We start from the raw sequence: 18,807 nt of genomic DNA, 5'->3' as shown, positions 1-18,807 counted from the left end.
TAGGAATAAATAGTCGGCTTCAATAAAAATCCAACCACGCCGACACATAACAAAACACACTGTGAGGTCATATCATGTCACCACGTCCCGTTACCATTACGTCCTACAATATGCACAAAGGTATGTCGGCACTCAACCGAAAATACCAGCTCGACATCATGGGAGATGCCTTACAATCGCTCAATTCAGATGTATTGTTTCTTCAAGAAGTGCAAGGTATGCACGCCAACCGCAGCAGCAAAATTCTCGAATACCCGAGCGAACCGCATTATGATGTGCTGGGTAACCATCTCTCCTTCAACCGCAGCTATGGCAAAAATGCCATCTATCCGCAACGCCACCACGGTAATGCCATCCTCAGCCATCTACCGCTTGAAACCCGCAATAATCTGAATATTACAGTCAATAAACACGAGCAGCGCGGCATGTTGCATTGCGAAGTATTGCCGGAAGGCTGGGATGTTCCTTTAGTGTGTTTGTGCGCCCACCTGAATTTGCGTGAACCTGACCGCGCCAAGCAATATCAGACGATTTTTGAATACGTCAGCCAACACATCGATACCCAAAGCCCATTGATTATTGCCGGCGACTTCAACGATTGGCGCTACAAATCAGCCATTTCTTTTGGTAAGGCGCTCAACTTAGATGAAGTGTTTCTCGACAGTAACGGCAAACGCCCGAAAACTTTCCCTTCGCGTATGCCGCTGTTGAGCCTTGATCGGGTTTACACGCGTAATTTGGACATCATGGATACTAAAATTCACAACAGCCGCAACTGGCAAATGCTTTCCGACCATCTGCCTTTGAGCGTCAAAGTAAAACCGAAATTACCTTAAACTAAAGCAGTTTTCAACAGGCCGTCTGAAAGATGGGCAGCTATTTACCCTAGGCAAAAATTCTTTCAGACGGCCTGAATTGCTGATAAGATAAGCATCATTCAAGATTTAATAGAAAAGGCGAAGATGATGGATATCGAACACGATTACCTCAGCCGGATGCCGTTTCATATCGTATTCATCGATCCGCTGCACACTGATTTCAAAAGTAGCGCCCGGAAGTTAAATGAATACATCCACCGCAACCCGCTCGCCCATGCCCGTTTACACCAGCCGAAGTTTGCCGCTAAAATTCTTGAAATGGCCGCTTTCCGCAACAATATGCGCGTAGTGATACGTAAAGCCGATGCCCAAGTGAAGCATGATTTGCACTATCTCATCCGCAACGGCGTGTTTACCACCGATGAAAAAATGTGGTTGTTTATTAATGACCCCGATAATTTGGCAATGGTAAAAAATTAGGCTGTCTGAAATATAAAACGAGTAAATACAAAAGGTTAATAATGCTACTCTTTATTGACAACTACGATAGCTTCACCTATAACATCGTGCAATATTTTGCCGAACTAGGCCAAGCAGTCGTCGTGCGCCGTAATGACGACATTACTTTAGAAGAAATCGCCGCACTCAATCCGCAATACTTGATTATCGGCCCCGGTCCTTGTTCTCCGAAAAAAGCGGGCATTTCCGTGGCGGCCATGCGGCATTTTGCCGGTAAGCTGCCGATTATGGGTGTATGTCTCGGTCATCAAACCATAGGCGAAGCATTCGGCGGCAATGTGGTGCGTGCGCAAACCTTAATGCATGGTAAGGTCTCGCCGGTTCACCATACCAATAAAGGTATGTTTAAAGATTTGCCAAATCCTGTAACCTGCACACGCTATCACAGCCTAGTCATCGACCGCCATACCCTGCCCGACTGCCTTGAAGTTACTGCATGGACGGATGACCAAGAAATCATGGGCGTACGCCACAAACAATATGCTATCGAAGGCGTACAATTCCATCCCGAAGCTTTGTTGACCGAGTATGGCCATGAAATGCTGCACAATTTTTTGGAAGAATTCAAAGATTTCTGCGATCAAGCTGATTGAAACAAAAAATTGAATTCCAATGAACTAACCGCCATGACAGCGGTCTGTATGTTCATACAATAAATGCCGTCTGAATCTGTTTATCCCCCAAATATGTTCAGGCGGTTTCATAATATACTCTCTTTACATGTCGAAAACCCTTTCGGCACAACACATTCGACAATACGCCTGCTCAATATCTATTCCACAAACCACCGTAGATTTCAAATTTGCCTTGGCGGCCGCGCTGTTTATTTTCCGGCCAAACAAGTCCTGCAAAGATTCCTCTTTGCGCTACCGGCAAATCCATAATTTATGGCAAAACAATACAATAAGGATATTGCTGCGTCATGCCTACCCCATCTTATCCCAGCCGCCAAGTGCTTTTCTATTCACTCATCTGCGGTTTCGGCGTATCATTGCTCGTTATCGAAGCCAATTGGCAGATTCTCAGGTGGGCCGAGCGGCAAGACGGCTATCATCATCCGCCAACCGGTATATCCGCCCATCTTTTTGAAATTCTGCTGTATGCCACACTGACCTGCCTGCCCTTGGTTTTGCTTACCGTCGCGATTTGCGTGGCCAAACGGGTTTACCGCAACAAACGCGGCGGGTATATTATCGGCTTTTTCGCTACGGCCGTTTTCTTGGCCATTGTGATTGGCGCATGGCTGTTTAAAATGATTACCCACTACATGGAAGCGCATACTATCTGGCTGCCGCCCTCCGATTTTGCGTCTGCATTGGCTTATATTTGGTTATGGTTTTGTATAAGTGCCGTCATGCTGTGCGCTTGGCTGGCAGGCGCACCGCCCAAACCCGAACCCGGCCTCAAAGAAAGTGCATAGCATTTGTTTATTACCGAAGGAAAACACATGATTACGCCGCAACAGGCAATTGAACGCCTAATCAGCAACAACGAGCTTTTTTACGATGAAATGACCGATTTGATGAGACAGATCATGAGCGGCCAAGTGCAGCCGGAGCAAATCGCCGCCATTATGACGGGCTTACGCATCAAAGTAGAAACCGTTTCTGAAATTACAGCTGCCGCAGCAGTGATGCGTGAATTTTCCACCAAAGTAGCGGTTAGCCATGCCGATAATCTGGTTGATATTGTCGGCACTGGCGGCGACGGTGCGAAAACCTTCAATATTTCCACTACGGCCATGTTTGTTGCTGCCGCAGCCGGTGCCAAAGTCGCGAAGCACGGCGGCCGATCGGTATCGTCTTCCTGCGGCGCGGCCGATGTGATGGAGCAAATGGGCGCGGTATTGAATGTTACGCCCGAGCAAGTCGCCCAAAGCATAGAGCAAACCGGCTTAGGTTTTATGTTTGCGCAAAACCATCACAGCGCCATGCGCCATGTTGCGCCGGTGCGCCGCTCACTGGGTTTCCGCAGCATTTTTAACATTCTGGGGCCGTTAACCAACCCGGCGGGGGCGCCCAACCAGCTGTTAGGCGTATTCCACATTGATTTATGCGGCATTCTCTCGCGCGTGTTGCAGCAATTGGGGTCGAAACATGTGTTGGTGGTGTGCGGTGAAGGCGGTTTGGACGAAATCACCCTCACCGGCAACACCCGCATCGCGGAATTAAAAGACGGTACCATCCGCGAATACGACATCAACCCACAAGATTTCGGTATAGAACTGCGCCGCAACCTTGACGATATCCGCGTGGAAAACAGCGAAGAATCACTGCAGAAAATGGATGCCGTTTTAAACGGCGAACACGGTGCCGCACGTGATATCGTAGTGCTCAATGCCGCCGCCGCCCTGTATGCGGGCAATGTGGTGGACTCTTTGGCTGCCGGTGTCACCGCCGCACAAGAAGCGATTGATTCGGGTAAAGCCAAGGCCAAGAAAGCAGAATTTATCGAATTTAGCCGACAGTTTGATGCATAAACATTTTTCATTCAGAGGCCGTCTGAAACATCGGCTTCAGACGGCCTTTTTGTGTTTAAAGAAATCACCCCTTTATAAACATATATAACAAAATCATCTTTGCAATAAACAAACCATTCTTTCCCTTTTTCCGACAGCTTCTATAAAGTTCGCCCATAATCACTACTCTGTTATCAAGCCATGTTATTACTGAAAACCCCCAGCGTCTTACCGGGCTTTAAAATCAGCTTAGGGTTGACCGTGTTGTGTTTGTCGCTTTTGGTCGTGTTGCCGTTTGTCATGATGGCCGCCAAAGCCGGCGAAATTGGTTGGACGGCTTTTTGGCAAACAATTGCCGAACCCAACGTTCTGGCAGCGGTATGGTTGAGCCTGAAAATGTCGTTTTATGCCATGCTGACTAATATTGTGTTCGGCACTTTAGTCGCGTGGGTGTTGGTGCGCTATGAGTTTCCGGGAAAAAATCTGGCTAATGCACTGGTGGACTTACCTTTCGCCCTGCCTACTGCCGTCACCGGTATTGCCTTGGCCACTTTATACGCGCCGAATGGCTGGATCGGACAATGGTTCGCGCCTTTGGGCATCAAAATTGCTTTTACGCCCATCGGCATTTGGATTGCGTTAGTGGTGGTAAGCCTGCCGTTTATTGTGCGTGCGGTGCAGCCGGTACTGGAAGAATTATCGGGCGAATACGAAGAAGCCGCGGCTACTTTAGGCGCAAACCGGTTCACCACTTTCCGCCGCGTATTGCTGCCGGAAATCATGCCGGCTTTGATTACCGGCGCAGGCATGATGTTTGCCCGCGCGACCGGCGAATACGGTTCGGTGATTTTTATTGCAGGTAATATTCCGATGGTTTCCGAGATTTTGCCGCTGATTATTACCGGAAAATTGGAGCAGTTTGATGTGCAGGGGGCATCAGCGGTGGCGCTGTTTATGCTGATGATTTCGTTTGCGATCTTGTTTGCTTTAAACGTGACTCAATGGGCATTGAGCAAACGGGCGGGTGCCAAAGCCTGATGGTGTAGAAAATCCTAGCGTTGTTTACACTTTTTCTTTTTTGCTTGAAGACCCATTTTGGGATTTTTGAGTGTTGTCAAGAATGCCGAAAGGCACGGCAACGCCGCATGGTTCTTAATAATGCTCAAAAATCCTAAAACAATCATTTAGGTAAAAAATAAAAGCTGTTTTGCATAAAAAGTGTAAACAACCCGACAATTTCCTACATGATAGGCCGTCTGAAAATTTTAGAACCGAAAAAAGACATTCATTATGCAAACCCATTCTTCCAATCCAAACCTGACCGAACCGCGCTGGCTGCGTTTGATCCTAACCGCGATTGCATTACTGTTTCTACTGGTGATGCTGGTTGTGCCGCTGGTGGCCGTGTTCTACGAAGCCTTAAAAGGCGGCTGGGGTTTGTATGTGCAATCCGTTACCGATCCCGAAGCATGGTCGGCCATTCGATTAACCTTGATTACCGCTGCTATTGTGGTGCCGGCGAATGCCGTATTGGGTATTGCTATGGCTTGGTTACTCACGCGCTTTGATTTTCGTGGCAAACAATTGCTGACCACCCTACTTGATTTGCCGTTTTCCGTATCACCCGTGGTGGCCGGCTTGATGTTCGTGTTACTGTTCGGCGCGCATACCGCTTTCGGCGGCTGGCTCGAAGCGCAGGGCATACAGATTATCTTCGCCATTCCGGGCATTATCTTGGCCACGCTGTTTGTTACCTTTCCTTTTGTGGCCCGCGAACTGATTCCGCTGATGCAGGCGCAGGGCGACAGCGAAGAGCAGGCCGCGCTGATTTTGGGCGCAAGCGGCTGGCAGATGTTTTGGCGCGTTACCCTGCCCAATATCAAATGGGCGCTGCTCTACGGCATCATTCTCACTAACGCGCGCGCTATGGGCGAATTTGGTGCCGTCAGCGTGGTGTCCGGCCATATTCGCGGCGAGACCAACACCATTCCGCTGTTGGTGGAAATCTTTTACAACGAATACAGCTTTACCGGCGCCTTTGCCCTATCCGGCGTATTGGCCTTATTAGCCCTAGCCACCCTAGCCTTACAAAACTTTATTACCAAAATGCAAGAGAAAAAACTCGCCGCAGCGGAGAGAAACGCATGAGCATCACCATTGAAAATTTAAACAAACATTTCGGCAATTTTCACGCACTGAAAAACATCAATCTAAACGTACCGACCGGTAAACTGGTTTCGCTACTCGGCCCATCCGGCTGCGGCAAGACGACGCTGTTGCGCATTATTGCCGGCTTAGAAACTTCCGACAACGGCAGAATTCTGTTCGACGGACAAGACGTGACAGACAAGCATGTTCGTGACCGCAAAGTCGGCTTTGTATTCCAACATTACGCTTTGTTCCGCCACATGAACGTGTTCGACAACGTGGCTTTCGGCTTGACCGTATTGCCGAAAAGCAAGCGCCCGAGCAAAGAAAAAATCCGCGCCAAAGTAGAAGAATTATTGGGTTTGGTGCAGCTTTCGCATTTGGCCAAATCTTATCCGCACCAGCTTTCAGGCGGCCAGCGCCAACGCATCGCCCTTGCCCGCGCCTTGGCGGTAGAACCCAAATTACTGCTGCTGGACGAACCATTCGGCGCGCTCGATGCCAAGGTTCGCAAAGAATTGCGCACATGGCTGCGCGACATTCACCATAATCTCGGCGTGACCAGCATTCTCGTCACCCACGACCAAGAAGAAGCTTTGGAAGTGTCCGACGAAATCGTGGTAATGAACCACGGTCATATCGAACAAACCGGTAGCGCAGACCACATTTACCGCCAACCGGAAAATGCGTTTGTCACCGAGTTTTTGGGCGAAACCGATGCCTTTGAAGGCCGCATCGAAAAAGGCGTGTGGCATTACGGCAGCTACCAATGGCCGCTCGACCGCCAATACAAATGGCAGGAACAATTGGCCATCGGCTACATCCGTCCGCACGAATGGCAAATCGCCCAAGCCGGACAAACGCCGATGCTGACCGCCGCGGTTGAAAAAATCCACGCTGTCGGCGCATTGACCCATGTCACCGTCAAACACGACAAACGCGATGTACACATCACCCTAGCCGGCAGCGATGCCACCCGTCTGGCCTTATCCGTGGGCAAAGAGTTGGCTTTAGTGCCGAAACAAATCTACATCTTTTCGCAAAACGAATTAATCGAATATTCGATTTGATTGCGATGATTAAAGGCCGTCTGAAAATATCGTTTTCAGACGGCCTTTTGTCTTGAAAATCGTTAACAATCGGCGCATAATCAAATGCTCGTTTTTGTAAAAATAGCCAACCCATTTCGATAAAGGAAGCCGCCATGAGCAACTATCTCACCCCCAATTTCTCATTCGCCCCCATGATTCCCGAGCGTGCTTCGGGCAGTCGCGTGTGGGATACCGAAGGGTGTGAGCTGATTGATTTATCGGGCGGCATCGCCGTAAATGCCTTGGGCCACAGCCATCCCGAGCTAATTGATGCCCTGAACCGGCAAGCGCAAAAGGTGTGGCACATTTCCAATATCTACACCACTCAGCCTGCGCAAGATTTAGCCCGCCGCTTGGTGGAACACAGCTTTGGCGACAAAGTATTTTTCTGTAATTCAGGCGCCGAAGCCAACGAAGCTGCGCTTAAACTTGCCCGTAAATATGGCCGCGACCATTTCGGCGAACACAAAACCGAAATCATTGCCTGCATCAACAGCTTCCACGGCCGCACATTGTTTACCGTATCCGTCGGCGGCCAAGCGAAATACAGCCAAGATTACGCGCCGTTGCCGCCAGGCATCAGCCACGTTGCCTTTAACGACATCGCCGCGCTCGAAGCCGCCATCAGTGATAAAACCTGCGCCGTGATTATCGAGCCGGTTCAAGGCGAAAGCGGCATTTTGCCTGCCACACAAGAATATCTTGAAGCTGCCCGCCGCCTGTGCGACCAATATAATGCCTTGCTGATTTTTGATGAAGTGCAAACCGGCGTCGGCCACACCGGCAAACTGTTTGCCTACGAGCATTACGGCGTCAAACCCGACATCATGAGTTTGGCCAAAGCACTAGGTTGCGGCTTCCCGATTGGCGCGATTGTCACCACTGATGCCATTGCCCCAACCTTCGGCCCCGGCACGCATGGCTCTACATTTGGCGGTAATCCGTTAGCCTGCGCCGTCGCCAACCGCGCATTCGACATCATCAACACCCCTGAAACCTTAAGCCATGTACAAACCCAAGGCGAAAAACTTCAGACGGCCTTACAACAAATCGGCGAGCGCACCGGCGTATTCAAACAAGTCCGCGGCATGGGCTTACTGCTCGGCGCGGTGATGGCCGACCAATACGAAAACCGCGCCGGCGAAATCTTCAACGCCGCCCTGAAACACGGCCTGATGGTATTAGTGGCCGGACCCAATGTCGTGCGCTTCGCACCAAGCTTGCTACTGAATAATGAAGATTTACAAGAAGGCATGCAACGCTTGGAAGTCGCGATTAATGAGTGGTTGGCTGCTTAACCTTTAGGCTTATCCGCAATTAAAAGGCCGTCTGAAACCAATATTTCAGACGGCCGAGACCTTTTAATTCCGTGTTTATCAAACTACCGTTACCTCACGATTGCGGTACACTCCAATCGCTGTTGGTCAAATCATAGATTTTCTGAATTTCTTTCAGAATATTGTCAAAATCGATATTCAAATCTTTCAGACGGCCTGTACGGATATCAAATACCCAGCCGTGCACCACCGGAAATTTTTCTTTCAAATAACGTTTCTGCACACCTGCGCTTTTGATGACATTGATGCATTGCTCTTGCACGTTTAATTCGACTAAACGGTCGTAACGCGCTTGCTCGTCTTCAATCGCGTCCAGTTCTTCCCGGTGCAGGCGGTACACGTCGCGGATACAGCGCAACCAAGGATTGAGCATGCCGTAATCTTTGGCCTGCATAGCGGATTTTACGCCGCCGCATTCGTAGTGGCCGCACACGACAATGTGTTTCACGTTCAGATGGTAAACCGCATAATTGATGACCGAAGCTACATTAATATCAATGGCATTGACCATATTGGCAATATTGCGGTGCACGAAAACTTCGCCCGGCTGCATGCCCATCATATCTTCAGCGGTCACGCGGCTGTCAGAGCAGCCGATGTAGAGATAATCCGGTGTTTGGTTGATGGAGAGCTTATCGAAAAAATGCGGGTCGTTGCGCAATTGCTCTTCGGCCCATTGACGGTTGTGTTCAAAAATATCTTGTTTGGTTTTAGACATGCTATTTTCCCGGAAACAGATTCATACGGAGTCTAGGCTGATTTGCCCGATTAGACAAGCCCGAAGGCAGGAAAAGGCCGTCTGAAAGTCGCTCTACCGCCGAAAGTAGCTATCACGGTCGGCTTTAAGTATCAACCGTTGTTCATGACAATTGAGCTATTTTACCATTGCGCCCATACAGAATCTTACACTCGCAAACATTGACCGCGTCAGTTGAAAAGACGACAATCAATCAACGAATAACGGTTTTAGGTAAAGGCCGTCTGAACAAGAAAACCATTATGACGCACAATGAATTGATCGCCACCCTGCCCAAAGCCGAGCTCCATGTCCATATCGAAGGTACCTTTGAGCCTGAATTGATGTTTGAAATCGCCCGTCGCAATCAGGTTGATATACCTTATACCAATGTCGATGACATTCGAGCCGCTTATAATTTTCATAATTTGCAGTCTTTTCTGGATATTTATTACGCCGGCGCGGCAGTTTTGCTGCATGAGCGTGATTTTTACGATTTGACCCGCGCCTATCTGTTGCGCTGCCGCAAAGACAATGTTACCCACACTGAAATATTTTTCGATCCGCAAACACATACCGAGCGCGACGTGGCATTTGAAACCGTAATTAACGGCATAGACCGCGCCTGCCGTGATGCCGCGCAGGAATGGGGCATTTCCAGCCGCCTGATTATGTGTTTTCTGCGTCATTTGTCGGAAGAATCGGCGTTTGAAACCTTAGACCGGGCTTTGCCGTTTCACGACAAAATCATCGGTGTGGGCTTGGATTCGAGTGAAGTCGGCCACCCGCCGTCTAAATTCGAACGTGTGTTTGCCAAAGCTCGCGAACACGGTTTTCTCGCCGTGGCGCATGCCGGTGAAGAAGGCCCGCCGCAATATGTGTATGAAGCCTTAGATTTGCTCAAGGTGGCGCGCATCGACCACGGCGTGCGCTCCGAAGAAGACTATGCCCTGATGCAGCGTTTGATTGATTTGCAAATGCCGCTGACGGTCTGCCCGTTGAGTAACCTGAAATTGAGCGTCGTCAATCATCTGAGCGCACACAATCTGCACCGTATGCTGCAACGCGGTGTGTTGGTGACGGTAAATTCAGACGACCCTGCCTACTTCGGCGGCTATGTGAATCAAAATTTTATAGAATTAGCCGAGGCTTTGGATTTGAGCAATGAAGACATCCGCATGCTGTGCAAAAATTCGTTCAAGGCCTCGTTTATCAGTGATGCGGAAAAAGAAGCATGGTATCGCCGCATCGACGAAATCCATTAACCGTAGGACTTAACTTAACAGAAAGGAATCAATATGGCTCAAGTAACCTTTAAAGGCGATCCGTAGAAGTGGGCGGCACCCTGCCCCAAGTCGGCCAAACCGCCCCTGCATTTACCTTGGTGGCCACCGATTTATCCGAAAAAAGTCTGTCGGATTTTGCCGGTAAGCGCAAAGTGCTGAATATTTTCCCGAGTATCGACACAGGCGTGTGCTCAAAATCGGTACGCGAATTCAACGAGCGCGCCACCGGCTTGGACAACACCGTTGTTTTGTGTATTTCTGCCGATTTGCCGTTTGCCTTGGCGCGTTTCTGCGGTGCCGAAGGCATTGAAAATGTGACCTCGCTTTCGACTTTCCGCTGCAAAAACTTCAAGCAAGACTACGGTACTGAAATTCAGTCTTCACCGCTCAAAGGCTTAAACGCCCGAGCGGTTGTGGTGTTGGACGAAAATGACCAGGTATTATACAGCGAATTGGTGCCTGAAATCGGTGAAGAACCGAATTACGATGCGGCTTTGGCTGTCTTGTAAACACCGGTAACAATCAAGGCCGTCTGAAAGTTGAATTTCAGACGGCTTTTTCATGCAAACTATTTTAGCCTTCCAATACGCTGGCTGAAGCGGCTTCTGCCTTCACTTTGGCGATAGCGGCTTCACGCGCGGCTTCATCGGGAAGCAATGGGCTGGTACCGATGATTTGACCGTTGGTCGCTTTGAGATTAAAGTAAAATTTACCGTTGTTACTTTCCTTTAACTCATAGCGTGCATTTTCGGCAGAATTTTTACGAATCGACTCAATGCCGTTTTGCGCAGACGATTTGCTGTTGTACTGCTCGCTTTTCAATAAGGTCTTATCATCACCGTCGAGCAGGCTGAAGCTGAAATGACCGTCGTCGCTCTTGCGTAATTCAAATGCTGCCATGGTTACACTCCTTTTCGCTTGGTTATGCCGCTTCCTGACATAGGGGGCGGAAAATGAAAGATATTCCTAATAATATAAAAATAGCTTGCAATTGTGTCAATCAAATATATACAAACTTGATGGATATTATGCAAACACGCTGATTTTGTGATGATAAAAATCAGGCCGTCTGAAATTATATGGTTCAGACGGCCTTTGGTTCTCAATAATCCACTTTAATTGCGGGTGGTGCTTGAGCTGCTTCGGTTTGGTGGTTCAGCGGCATCAGGTCTAATTTATCCATCAGCAGCCGGTCGCCGTCTTCATCAGGATTATCAGTGGTTAGTAGCTTGCCGCCGTAGAAAATCGAATTGGCTCCGGCCAAAAAACACATGGCTTGGGTCGATTCGCTCATGCCTGTGCGCCCTGCACTCAAGCGCACAAAGCTTTTCGGCATGGTAATGCGCGCTACGGCGATGGTGCGCACAAATTCCGTCCAATCCAAATCTTGGACACCGGCTAAAGGTGTACCTTCGACTTTGACCAACTGATTAATCGGTACACTTTCCGGCTGCGGGTCGAGATTGGCCAAGCTGGCAATCAATCCGGCGCGTTCGGCGCGGGTTTCGTTCATGCCGACAATGCCGCCGCAGCACACTTTCAAACCGGCATGGCGCACTTTGCCCAAAGTATCCATGCGGTCTTCGTGTTGGCGCGTGTGGATGATGTCGTTGTAGCGCTCGGGATCGGTATCAAGATTATGGTTGTAGTAATCCAATCCGGCTTCTTTCAAATCTTCGGCCATGCCGTCTTCAAGCATACCGAATGTGCCGCAGGTTTCCAGACCCAAGGCTTTCACGGCTTTGATGATTTCGGACACGGTTTCCACATCTTTCGGCTTCGGCCCACGCCACGCCGCGCCCATGCAGAAACGGCTGGCACCGCGTGCTTGCGCTATTTTGGCTTTGGCGACGATTTCATCGACATCCATCATCTGCGCTTTGCCCAAATCGGTATGGTGATGCGCCGATTGCGGACAATATGCACAATCTTCGGGGCAGCCGCCGGTTTTAATGGAAAGTAAGGTGGAAAGCTGGATTTCACGCGGATTGAATTGTTGGCGGTGGATTTCGGCAGCCTGATAAACCAAGTCTAAAAACGGCAAGGCAAACAAAGCTTCTACATCACATTTTTTCCAATAACGCGCAGTCGGATGCGGCTTGCGCTCGGTTTGGCGGCGCAAGGCTACAGGAGAGAGGGTCATGTTGTGTTCTTTCTGGTTTCACAGCGGCGCAATGACGCTGATGGCTTGACTGTCGGCACAATGACGACAGCGGCGGATAAAGGCCGTCTGAAACGCAAGCATATCTTTATGCCCTTATTTAGGCTATGATTTCAGACGGCGCGGAAAGTGTAACCTGTTTAAAAAACCACTGCAAAGGATTTTTTTATGAGTGCATTCAAATTAGCGATTTTCGATTGCGACGGTGTCTTGGTCGACAGCGAACGCATTACCTGCGAAGTATTGACACAATGTCTGGCCGAACTCGGCTTGGTGATGGACAGCCAAGAAGTCTGGCGTTTGTTCGTCGGCAAATCCATTCCCAAAAGCATGGAGATGATCGGCGAAATGCTGGGCGAAAGGCCGTCTGAAAGCATGTGGCAGGACTTTGCCAAGCGTGCCAATGCTGAGTTGAAAGAAAAAGTCAAAGCGGTAAAAAACATCGAAGCCACACTTGATGCGCTTGAAATTCCTTATTGCGTGGCTTCTAACGGCGATTTTGACAAGATGAATACCACGCTTGGCGCTACCGGCCTGCTGCCGCGTTTTCAAGGCAAAATGTTCAGCGCCACGCAGGTCAAAACAGGCAAGCCCGCGCCTGATTTGTTTCTGCTCGCTGCCGAAACCATGGGCTACGTGCCGCCAGATTGTGTGGTGATTGAAGACAGCCCCACCGGCGTCACCGCCGCACTTGCTGCCGGCATGACACCGTTTGGCTATGCCTGCTGGGCACCGCGCGAAACCTTGCAGAAAGCCGGCGCGCAGGTTTTGTTTGACGATATGGCGCAATTACCGCAATTGATTCGGGATTATTCTTAGTCAAAATAAAAGGTCTCAGGCCGTCTGAAAAAACTATTTTCAGACAGCCCGGAATCAATAATCAGCTTTTTGCTTGCTCAATCAAATAGGCCACCAAACCCGGCACGCCTTCTGTCGCGCGTTTCGGAATCACTTCGATATTCGCGGCCACGTTCTGCGGATTCGGATCAACCAAATACAAATCGGCATGCGGCGGCGCGTAATGCACCAAAGAAGCCGCCGGATACACTTGCATCGAGGTACCGACAATCACCACCACATCGGCATCGCGCATTTCTTCCACCGCGACATCAAACATGGGGACTTTTTCGCCGAAAAACACAATATGCGGCCACATCGCGCCACCGGTGCTACTCAAAGTTTCCGCAGTTTGCTCACCGGTAAACTCAATGATTTCATCGGGGTAATCAACGCTGCGTAATTTATTCAGTTCGCCATGCAGGTGCAGCACATTCTTGCTGCCGGCTCTTTCGTGCAGATTGTCGACGTTTTGCGTGATGATGTGCACGCGGTAATGTTCGGCCAAATCCAGTAGCGCTTTGTGTGCTGCATTCGGCTCGGCCTCATTGGCTTGGCGGCGGCGTTGGTTGTAGAAATCAATCACCAACTTCGGATTTTTCGCCAAGGCTTCGGGGGTACAGACATCGGTCACCTTATGTCCTTCCCACAAACCGCCCGCATCGCGGAAAGTCAATAAGCCGCTGTCGGCGCTGATACCCGCGCCTGTTAAGACCACACATTTTTTCATGTTGCCCCGTTCTGATTGAGGCCGTCTGAATGTGATCAATCCATTCAGGCGGCCTCTATAAATTACAACCTAAATTACAACAAACCTTGCGTTTCCAATGCCTTTTGCACACCTTCATCGGCTTCTACGCGCTGATAAAAGCCTTCAAGCTTATTCAAGTGGTTCAAATCGATATTAAATGCCTTCGCCCAACGCAGCAACACATACACGTACACATCGGCCATGCTTAATTCACCGATCAAGTAATCCTGGTTTTGCAGGGCTTCGTTAACCAAGCCGAAATAATCGCTCACTTGCAACATTGCACGTGCACGGATTTGCGCACCTTCGCCCTCGCCTTCGATAAAACGGTTGGGGTAGAACACATAAGCAAATGCCGAATGAAAATCGGCATTGGCAAACGCCAACCATTGACGCGCTTTAGCCTGTTGGCGCACACCACCTTTGCCAAACAGCTTGACTTCGGGATATTGCGTGTCAATGAAATCCAAAATCGCCATATTCTGCGTCAGCGTCCAATCACCGTCTTGCAAAACCGGGACAGAGCCTAAGGGATTCAAGGCCAAAAACTCCGGCGTTTTCAATTCATCATGCGCCATTTTCACCGCTTCAAAATCGGCTTTCACCCATTCCAAAGCCACGTGCGGTACCAATGAGCAAGCTCCCGGCATATAGTAAAGTTTTAACATGTTTATCCTTTTGTGTATTGTGAAGTTTGTGTGTTATGAAGTTATTGTCCGTGATTTCATTAAAACTGTCTGAAATCAGCATTTTATCAGAAACTTTCAGACGGCTTTAAGTTAATCGTCAGGGTGAAATCTGGCTGCCGCGCGCTCACGCGCAACCGTGTCTTTATCTTTTAAAGTTGTACCTAAGCCCAGCTTTTTTTCATAATCGGATGGCGGTGTATCATCGTCTTCCATTCCGAATGCGCTGGCGTTGACCCAAAGCGACAGCAGCCCGGCCGCCGCCGCTAAAAAACCGATAATATACCAAAACATATCTCTTTCCTTTCGCCATGCTCAACCAGCGCGGCTTTTTGTTATGTGGGATAACTGTATCATATTCCGAGAAAAGGATAAATTGTTCTTACTTAATACAATATTCAGCGGATTAAAGCGTTAAGAAACGAAAAGGCCGTCTGAAAACTATTTTTTCAGACGGCCTTAATCGCAATAAATCAACCGCCACATGCACCGCAGCAACCGCCTTCGCTGTGGCCGCCGCGTTTTTCTTGATTATCCAAAACCGGCAATTCCACTTCTTCTTTGGTTTCGGGTTGTTGATTCGGCAAATCGTTGACTTTGATTTTGTTTTCTTCGCTCATGGCTTCAATCTCGCTTTGGGGTTAAACTTCGGTCATCATAACATAACTTTTATATTCATCTTTTGACGCAACGCAAAAATAAAGACTGAGCCCTTTGCAAAATCCCCATCTTTGGTAGATTTCTTCGTTGTACGCTGCTCAAAAAATTGCCTATCTTTATGATATGTCTGCGCTTTCTGTGCTGCTCTAACTTTGAACTGTACCAAAGATGGGGATTTTGCAAAGGTTTCAGACCGTCTGTTTCAGACGGCCTCGTATATTTATCAACAATATTCGCAATCCAAAATGTCTTTGCGGATATTCTTCAGCAAGAATTCAGCAGCGCTGTCGGATTCGGTTTGAATGAACACAAATAATTTCGCCACCACTTTACCGATAAATACTTTCTTCAACGCACAGGCTTCGGCGATTTTGTAAGATGCCAAGAAATCGGCGATGTCTTGCGGCAGGCTTCTTTTATCCAGTTTCACCGACGTCAGGCGTTTGTCGCTGTTGAAGCGTTGCAGCAGGGTTTGCTCTTTATCGAGCTTGATGCCTGCTTCTTTTTCTTCAGCCGTGGCACGGTTAAATGCATCATAGATTTCGGCATACAGCATGTCGTTCGGCCCTTCAAAAATGGTAAACGGACGGAAATCGATGGCGATATTGCTGGCCACATGCCCGCTCTCAAAGCCTTTGGCGCCAAGTAATTTTTGCAGCTTTTGCGCGGCTTCGTAAGTGTATTCAGTCGCCAAGGTCTTGATGATATTGGCTTCCATCACTTGATGGCTCACCGGCTGGTCAGGTGACACGCAATTGCAGGTAAAGCCGTACAATACTTGCGACACTTCATAGCGGCGCTGAATTTCACGGCGCTCGAATTCGACAAACTTGATGTCGTTGCGCACATATTTTTGCGTGTTCGCAACGATATATTCCATGATGCCGTGCGTCATGCCGACCAATTGCAGACGGCTGCGGATGAAAATATTCTGAAACGCACGCAAACTGGCGGCATCACTATCTGAAAGTTTCACCACCAAATCGGCCGGGATAGTGCCGTCGATGCGGTTGATCGCATAACGCACCGCGCGCAAACCTTCCGACTTCAACACTTCGCAGCGGATGTATTCTTTCGGCACCAACAACAAATCGATGACTTTAGACAATTTGCCGTTTTTACGTTCTTTGGCCGCCACCAGCAGGAAATCGCTTTGCGAGTTGCCCTGCCAATATTTGGCCGCTTTAACGTAAACGGTTTCATCATCGGCGTATTCGTAAAATGACTGCATTTCACGTGCAATCGCCGCGCCGGAGGTTTCCGGTTCGGTCACGCCCAAGCCGCCGCCCTCACCTTTGAAAATCAAGTCTAAACCAAGCTTGATTTGCGATTCGCTGCCGAATTCTTGCAAAGGCTGCAATACCAGTGCGCCTTCTATGCCGGTACGCAAGGTTACCGGTACGCCGTAATGACCGGCCAAGCGCAATACTTCTTGAATTTCAAACTGATTATTTTTGCGGCCTCCGTGTTTTTCATCCAAAAACGGCAGCAGCAATCCGGCATTTTTCAATTCCAGCCATTTGTCTTCCGGCAGATATTGCATCAAGCACAATCCGCCGCCGAATACGCGCGCAAACGTTTCTTCGATATGTCGCAAAAAAGCAGCCGTATCCATGTTCACCGGCTGCAATGTAGATTCTGCAGATGTCATACAACCTCTTTTTTAGATGATGTGTTTTAGAGTTTATTTACTAATTTATATCACAATCGGCGACAATCGTCATGAAAAATTTTGGCAGCTATCATTGTGAAAAGCAATGATTCATCGGATTAAAGCGCCATTACAGGCCGTCTGAATGTCAGACGGGCAAACACAAATGCAATAGTTATTTCAACAGTCCTGTGCAATGCCGTCTGAAAAGTTTCAGACGGCATTGGGCGGCATGCGTATAATAACGGTCTCACACTTACTCACGGAATCCGTCATGGCAAAAGCACCGAAAACCGTTTACCAATGCACCGAATGCGGCGGCACATCGCCCAAATGGCAAGGCAAATGCCCGCATTGCGGCGAATGGAACACTTTGCAGGAAAGCTTGGCCGCGCCCGATCCGAAAAACGCACGCTTCCAATCGTGGGCGGCGGATACTTCGAGCATGCAGTCTTTATCTGCCGTCACTGCAACGGAAGTGCCGCGCAATCCGACCGGCATGGGCGAGCTTGACCGTGTACTGGGCGGCGGCTTGGTTGACGGCGCGGTGATTTTGTTGGGGGGCGACCCGGGCATCGGCAAATCAACCTTACTGTTGCAAACCATTGCCAAAATGGTGCAAACACGCAAGGTGTTGTATGTATCAGGCGAGGAATCGGCGCAACAGGTCGCCTTGCGTGCGCAGCGTTTGGATTTACCGACCGATGGTGTGAATCTGTTGGCCGAAATCCGCATGGAAGCGATTCAGACGGCCTTAAAACAGCATGAGCCGGAAGTGGTGGTGATTGACTCGATTCAAACCATGTATTCCGATCAAATCACTTCCGCACCCGGATCGGTGTCGCAAGTACGGGAATGTGCGGCGCAACTGACGCGCATGGCCAAGCAGATGGGCATCGCCATGATTTTGGTCGGCCACGTTACCAAAGACGGTGCGATTGCCGGTCCGCGCGTGTTGGAACACATGGTCGATACGGTACTGTATTTCGAAGGTGACCAGCATTCCAATTACCGCATGATTCGCACGATTAAAAACCGCTTCGGTGCGGCCAATGAGTTGGGGGTTTTTGCGATGACGGAAACCGGTTTGAAAGGAGTTTCAAATCCTTCGGCAATTTTTTTGGCGAGCTATCGAGATGATGTGCCGGGTTCGTGTGTATTGGTGACGCAGGAAGGCTCAAGGCCTTTGTTGGTGGAAATCCAAGCCTTGGTCGACGATGCCCACGGTTTCACGCCCAAACGCCTTACCGTCGGCCTCGAACAAAACCGCCTGTCCATGCTGTTGGCTGTGTTAAACCGCCACGGCGGCATCGCCTGTTTCGACCAAGATGTGTTCCTCAACGCTGTCGGCGGTGTGAAAATCGGCGAACCCGCAGCTGACTTGGCCGTGATTCTCGCCATGCTCTCCAGCTTCCGTAATCGCCCTTTACCGGAAAAAATGGTCGCCTTCGGCGAAATCGGTTTGAGCGGCGAAGTGCGCCCCGTTGCCCGCGGGCAGGAACGGCTCAAAGAAGCAGAGAAACTCGGCTTCAAACGTGCCATCGTGCCGAAAGCCAATATGCCGCGCAATGCAAAAGAATTTCCGAATTTGGAGATTTTCGGTGTAGCGAGTTTGCAGGAAGCGGTGGAGGTTTGCAGAAATGCAGACAATTAAGATTGAAGATTTTT

20 protein-coding genes and 1 pseudogene are annotated in these 18,807 nt (G+C 49.4%); 13 read left to right on the top strand and 8 right to left on the bottom strand.

Annotation, left to right across the window (positions count from 1 at the left end):
• Nucleotides 1-74 precede the first annotated feature (74 nt).
• From ACFPVS_RS02245 to ACFPVS_RS02205, 9 genes are all read left to right on the top strand, one after another.
• Nucleotides 75-836 (top strand): endonuclease/exonuclease/phosphatase family protein, encoded by a 762-nt coding sequence (locus ACFPVS_RS02245; protein ID WP_096295250.1) that lies wholly within the window; start codon nt 75-77, stop codon nt 834-836.
• A 126-nt stretch (nt 837-962) separates the two neighbouring features.
• A complete protein-coding gene (locus ACFPVS_RS02240; RefSeq protein WP_232507563.1) occupies nt 963-1,298 on the top strand; it encodes a hypothetical protein in 336 nt (111 codons plus the stop codon).
• Nucleotides 1,299-1,339: 41 nt separating this feature from the next.
• On the top strand, nt 1,340-1,930 hold the full coding sequence (locus tag ACFPVS_RS02235; protein WP_096295252.1) for an aminodeoxychorismate/anthranilate synthase component II: 591 nt from the start codon (nt 1,340-1,342) through the stop codon (nt 1,928-1,930).
• A 329-nt stretch (nt 1,931-2,259) separates the two neighbouring features.
• Nucleotides 2,260-2,757, top strand: a complete 498-nt coding sequence (locus tag ACFPVS_RS02230) for a hypothetical protein (RefSeq protein ID WP_096295253.1) — start codon at nt 2,260-2,262, stop codon at nt 2,755-2,757.
• 27 nt (nt 2,758-2,784) lie between these two features.
• On the top strand, nt 2,785-3,816 hold the full coding sequence (trpD, locus tag ACFPVS_RS02225) for an anthranilate phosphoribosyltransferase (RefSeq protein ID WP_378595302.1): 1,032 nt from the start codon (nt 2,785-2,787) through the stop codon (nt 3,814-3,816).
• Nucleotides 3,817-3,996: 180 nt separating this feature from the next.
• The gene (cysT, locus tag ACFPVS_RS02220; protein ID WP_096295254.1) at nt 3,997-4,833 is read left to right on the top strand and encodes a sulfate ABC transporter permease subunit CysT; all 837 of its coding nucleotides are present in this window, start codon (nt 3,997-3,999) and stop codon (nt 4,831-4,833) included.
• A 252-nt stretch (nt 4,834-5,085) separates the two neighbouring features.
• The gene (cysW, locus tag ACFPVS_RS02215; RefSeq protein WP_096295255.1) at nt 5,086-5,943 is read left to right on the top strand and encodes a sulfate ABC transporter permease subunit CysW; all 858 of its coding nucleotides are present in this window, start codon (nt 5,086-5,088) and stop codon (nt 5,941-5,943) included.
• Entirely contained in the window at nt 5,940-7,013 is a 1,074-nt protein-coding gene (locus ACFPVS_RS02210; RefSeq protein ID WP_096295256.1) for a sulfate/molybdate ABC transporter ATP-binding protein, read from the top strand. Before cysW ends, ACFPVS_RS02210 begins: the two co-directional genes overlap by 4 nt.
• A 119-nt stretch (nt 7,014-7,132) precedes the next feature.
• Nucleotides 7,133-8,332, top strand: a complete 1,200-nt coding sequence (locus ACFPVS_RS02205; protein WP_255419101.1) for an acetylornithine/succinyldiaminopimelate transaminase — start codon at nt 7,133-7,135, stop codon at nt 8,330-8,332.
• 94 nt (nt 8,333-8,426) lie between these two features.
• On the opposite strand, the gene ACFPVS_RS02200 is transcribed toward ACFPVS_RS02205, so the two are convergent.
• Nucleotides 8,427-9,089, bottom strand: a complete 663-nt coding sequence (locus ACFPVS_RS02200) for a carbonic anhydrase (protein WP_096295257.1) — start codon at nt 9,087-9,089, stop codon at nt 8,427-8,429.
• A 281-nt stretch (nt 9,090-9,370) separates the two neighbouring features.
• Here ACFPVS_RS02200 and ACFPVS_RS02195 point away from each other — a divergent pair, with 281 nt between their 5' ends.
• Both ACFPVS_RS02195 and tpx read left to right on the top strand, forming a co-directional pair.
• Nucleotides 9,371-10,372 (top strand): adenosine deaminase, encoded by a 1,002-nt coding sequence (locus tag ACFPVS_RS02195; RefSeq protein WP_096295258.1) that lies wholly within the window; start codon nt 9,371-9,373, stop codon nt 10,370-10,372.
• Nucleotides 10,373-10,405: 33 nt separating this feature from the next.
• Nucleotides 10,406-10,902 (top strand): annotated as a pseudogene (gene tpx / locus ACFPVS_RS02190) (thiol peroxidase).
• A 64-nt stretch (nt 10,903-10,966) separates the two neighbouring features.
• On the opposite strand, the gene ACFPVS_RS02185 reads toward tpx, so the two are convergent.
• Nucleotides 10,967-11,293, bottom strand: a complete 327-nt coding sequence (locus ACFPVS_RS02185; protein ID WP_096295259.1) for a YegP family protein — start codon at nt 11,291-11,293, stop codon at nt 10,967-10,969.
• A gap of 202 nt (nt 11,294-11,495) precedes the next feature.
• Complete coding sequence (gene bioB, locus ACFPVS_RS02180; protein ID WP_096295260.1) at nt 11,496-12,536, bottom strand: biotin synthase BioB; 1,041 nt, start codon at nt 12,534-12,536, stop codon at nt 11,496-11,498.
• A gap of 186 nt (nt 12,537-12,722) precedes the next feature.
• Between bioB and ACFPVS_RS02175 the strand changes: the two genes are divergently transcribed.
• Nucleotides 12,723-13,373 (top strand): HAD family hydrolase, encoded by a 651-nt coding sequence (locus tag ACFPVS_RS02175; RefSeq protein WP_096295261.1) that lies wholly within the window; start codon nt 12,723-12,725, stop codon nt 13,371-13,373.
• 61 nt (nt 13,374-13,434) lie between these two features.
• Here the strand turns inward: ACFPVS_RS02175 and ACFPVS_RS02170 are convergent, their stop codons facing one another.
• The 5 genes from ACFPVS_RS02170 to ACFPVS_RS02150 form a co-directional block, all read right to left on the bottom strand.
• Nucleotides 13,435-14,121 (bottom strand): SIR2 family NAD-dependent protein deacylase, encoded by a 687-nt coding sequence (locus ACFPVS_RS02170; protein WP_378595297.1) that lies wholly within the window; start codon nt 14,119-14,121, stop codon nt 13,435-13,437.
• Between the two features lie 74 nt (nt 14,122-14,195).
• Nucleotides 14,196-14,810, bottom strand: a complete 615-nt coding sequence (locus ACFPVS_RS02165) for a glutathione S-transferase family protein (RefSeq protein WP_096295262.1) — start codon at nt 14,808-14,810, stop codon at nt 14,196-14,198.
• A gap of 111 nt (nt 14,811-14,921) precedes the next feature.
• Nucleotides 14,922-15,122: a hypothetical protein gene (locus ACFPVS_RS02160; RefSeq protein ID WP_096295263.1), complete on the bottom strand. Its 201-nt coding sequence runs from the start codon at nt 15,120-15,122 to the stop codon at nt 14,922-14,924.
• 179 nt (nt 15,123-15,301) lie between these two features.
• Nucleotides 15,302-15,448, bottom strand: a complete 147-nt coding sequence (locus ACFPVS_RS02155; protein ID WP_096295264.1) for a hypothetical protein — start codon at nt 15,446-15,448, stop codon at nt 15,302-15,304.
• Nucleotides 15,449-15,711: 263 nt separating this feature from the next.
• The gene (locus ACFPVS_RS02150; RefSeq protein ID WP_198345360.1) at nt 15,712-17,139 is read right to left on the bottom strand and encodes an acyl-CoA dehydrogenase family protein; all 1,428 of its coding nucleotides are present in this window, start codon (nt 17,137-17,139) and stop codon (nt 15,712-15,714) included.
• A gap of 274 nt (nt 17,140-17,413) precedes the next feature.
• Between ACFPVS_RS02150 and radA the strand changes: the two genes are divergently transcribed.
• Nucleotides 17,414-18,793: a DNA repair protein RadA gene (gene radA, locus ACFPVS_RS02145; RefSeq protein WP_378595294.1), complete on the top strand. Its 1,380-nt coding sequence runs from the start codon at nt 17,414-17,416 to the stop codon at nt 18,791-18,793.
• Nucleotides 18,794-18,807: the final 14 nt, after the last annotated feature.

The organism is Neisseria weixii (genome assembly GCF_042658245.1).
Classification (GTDB): Bacteria; Pseudomonadota; Gammaproteobacteria; order Burkholderiales; family Neisseriaceae; genus Neisseria; species Neisseria weixii.
Note: the sequence above shows the minus strand (reverse complement) of the source record. Positions and strands in the feature narration are given on the sequence as shown.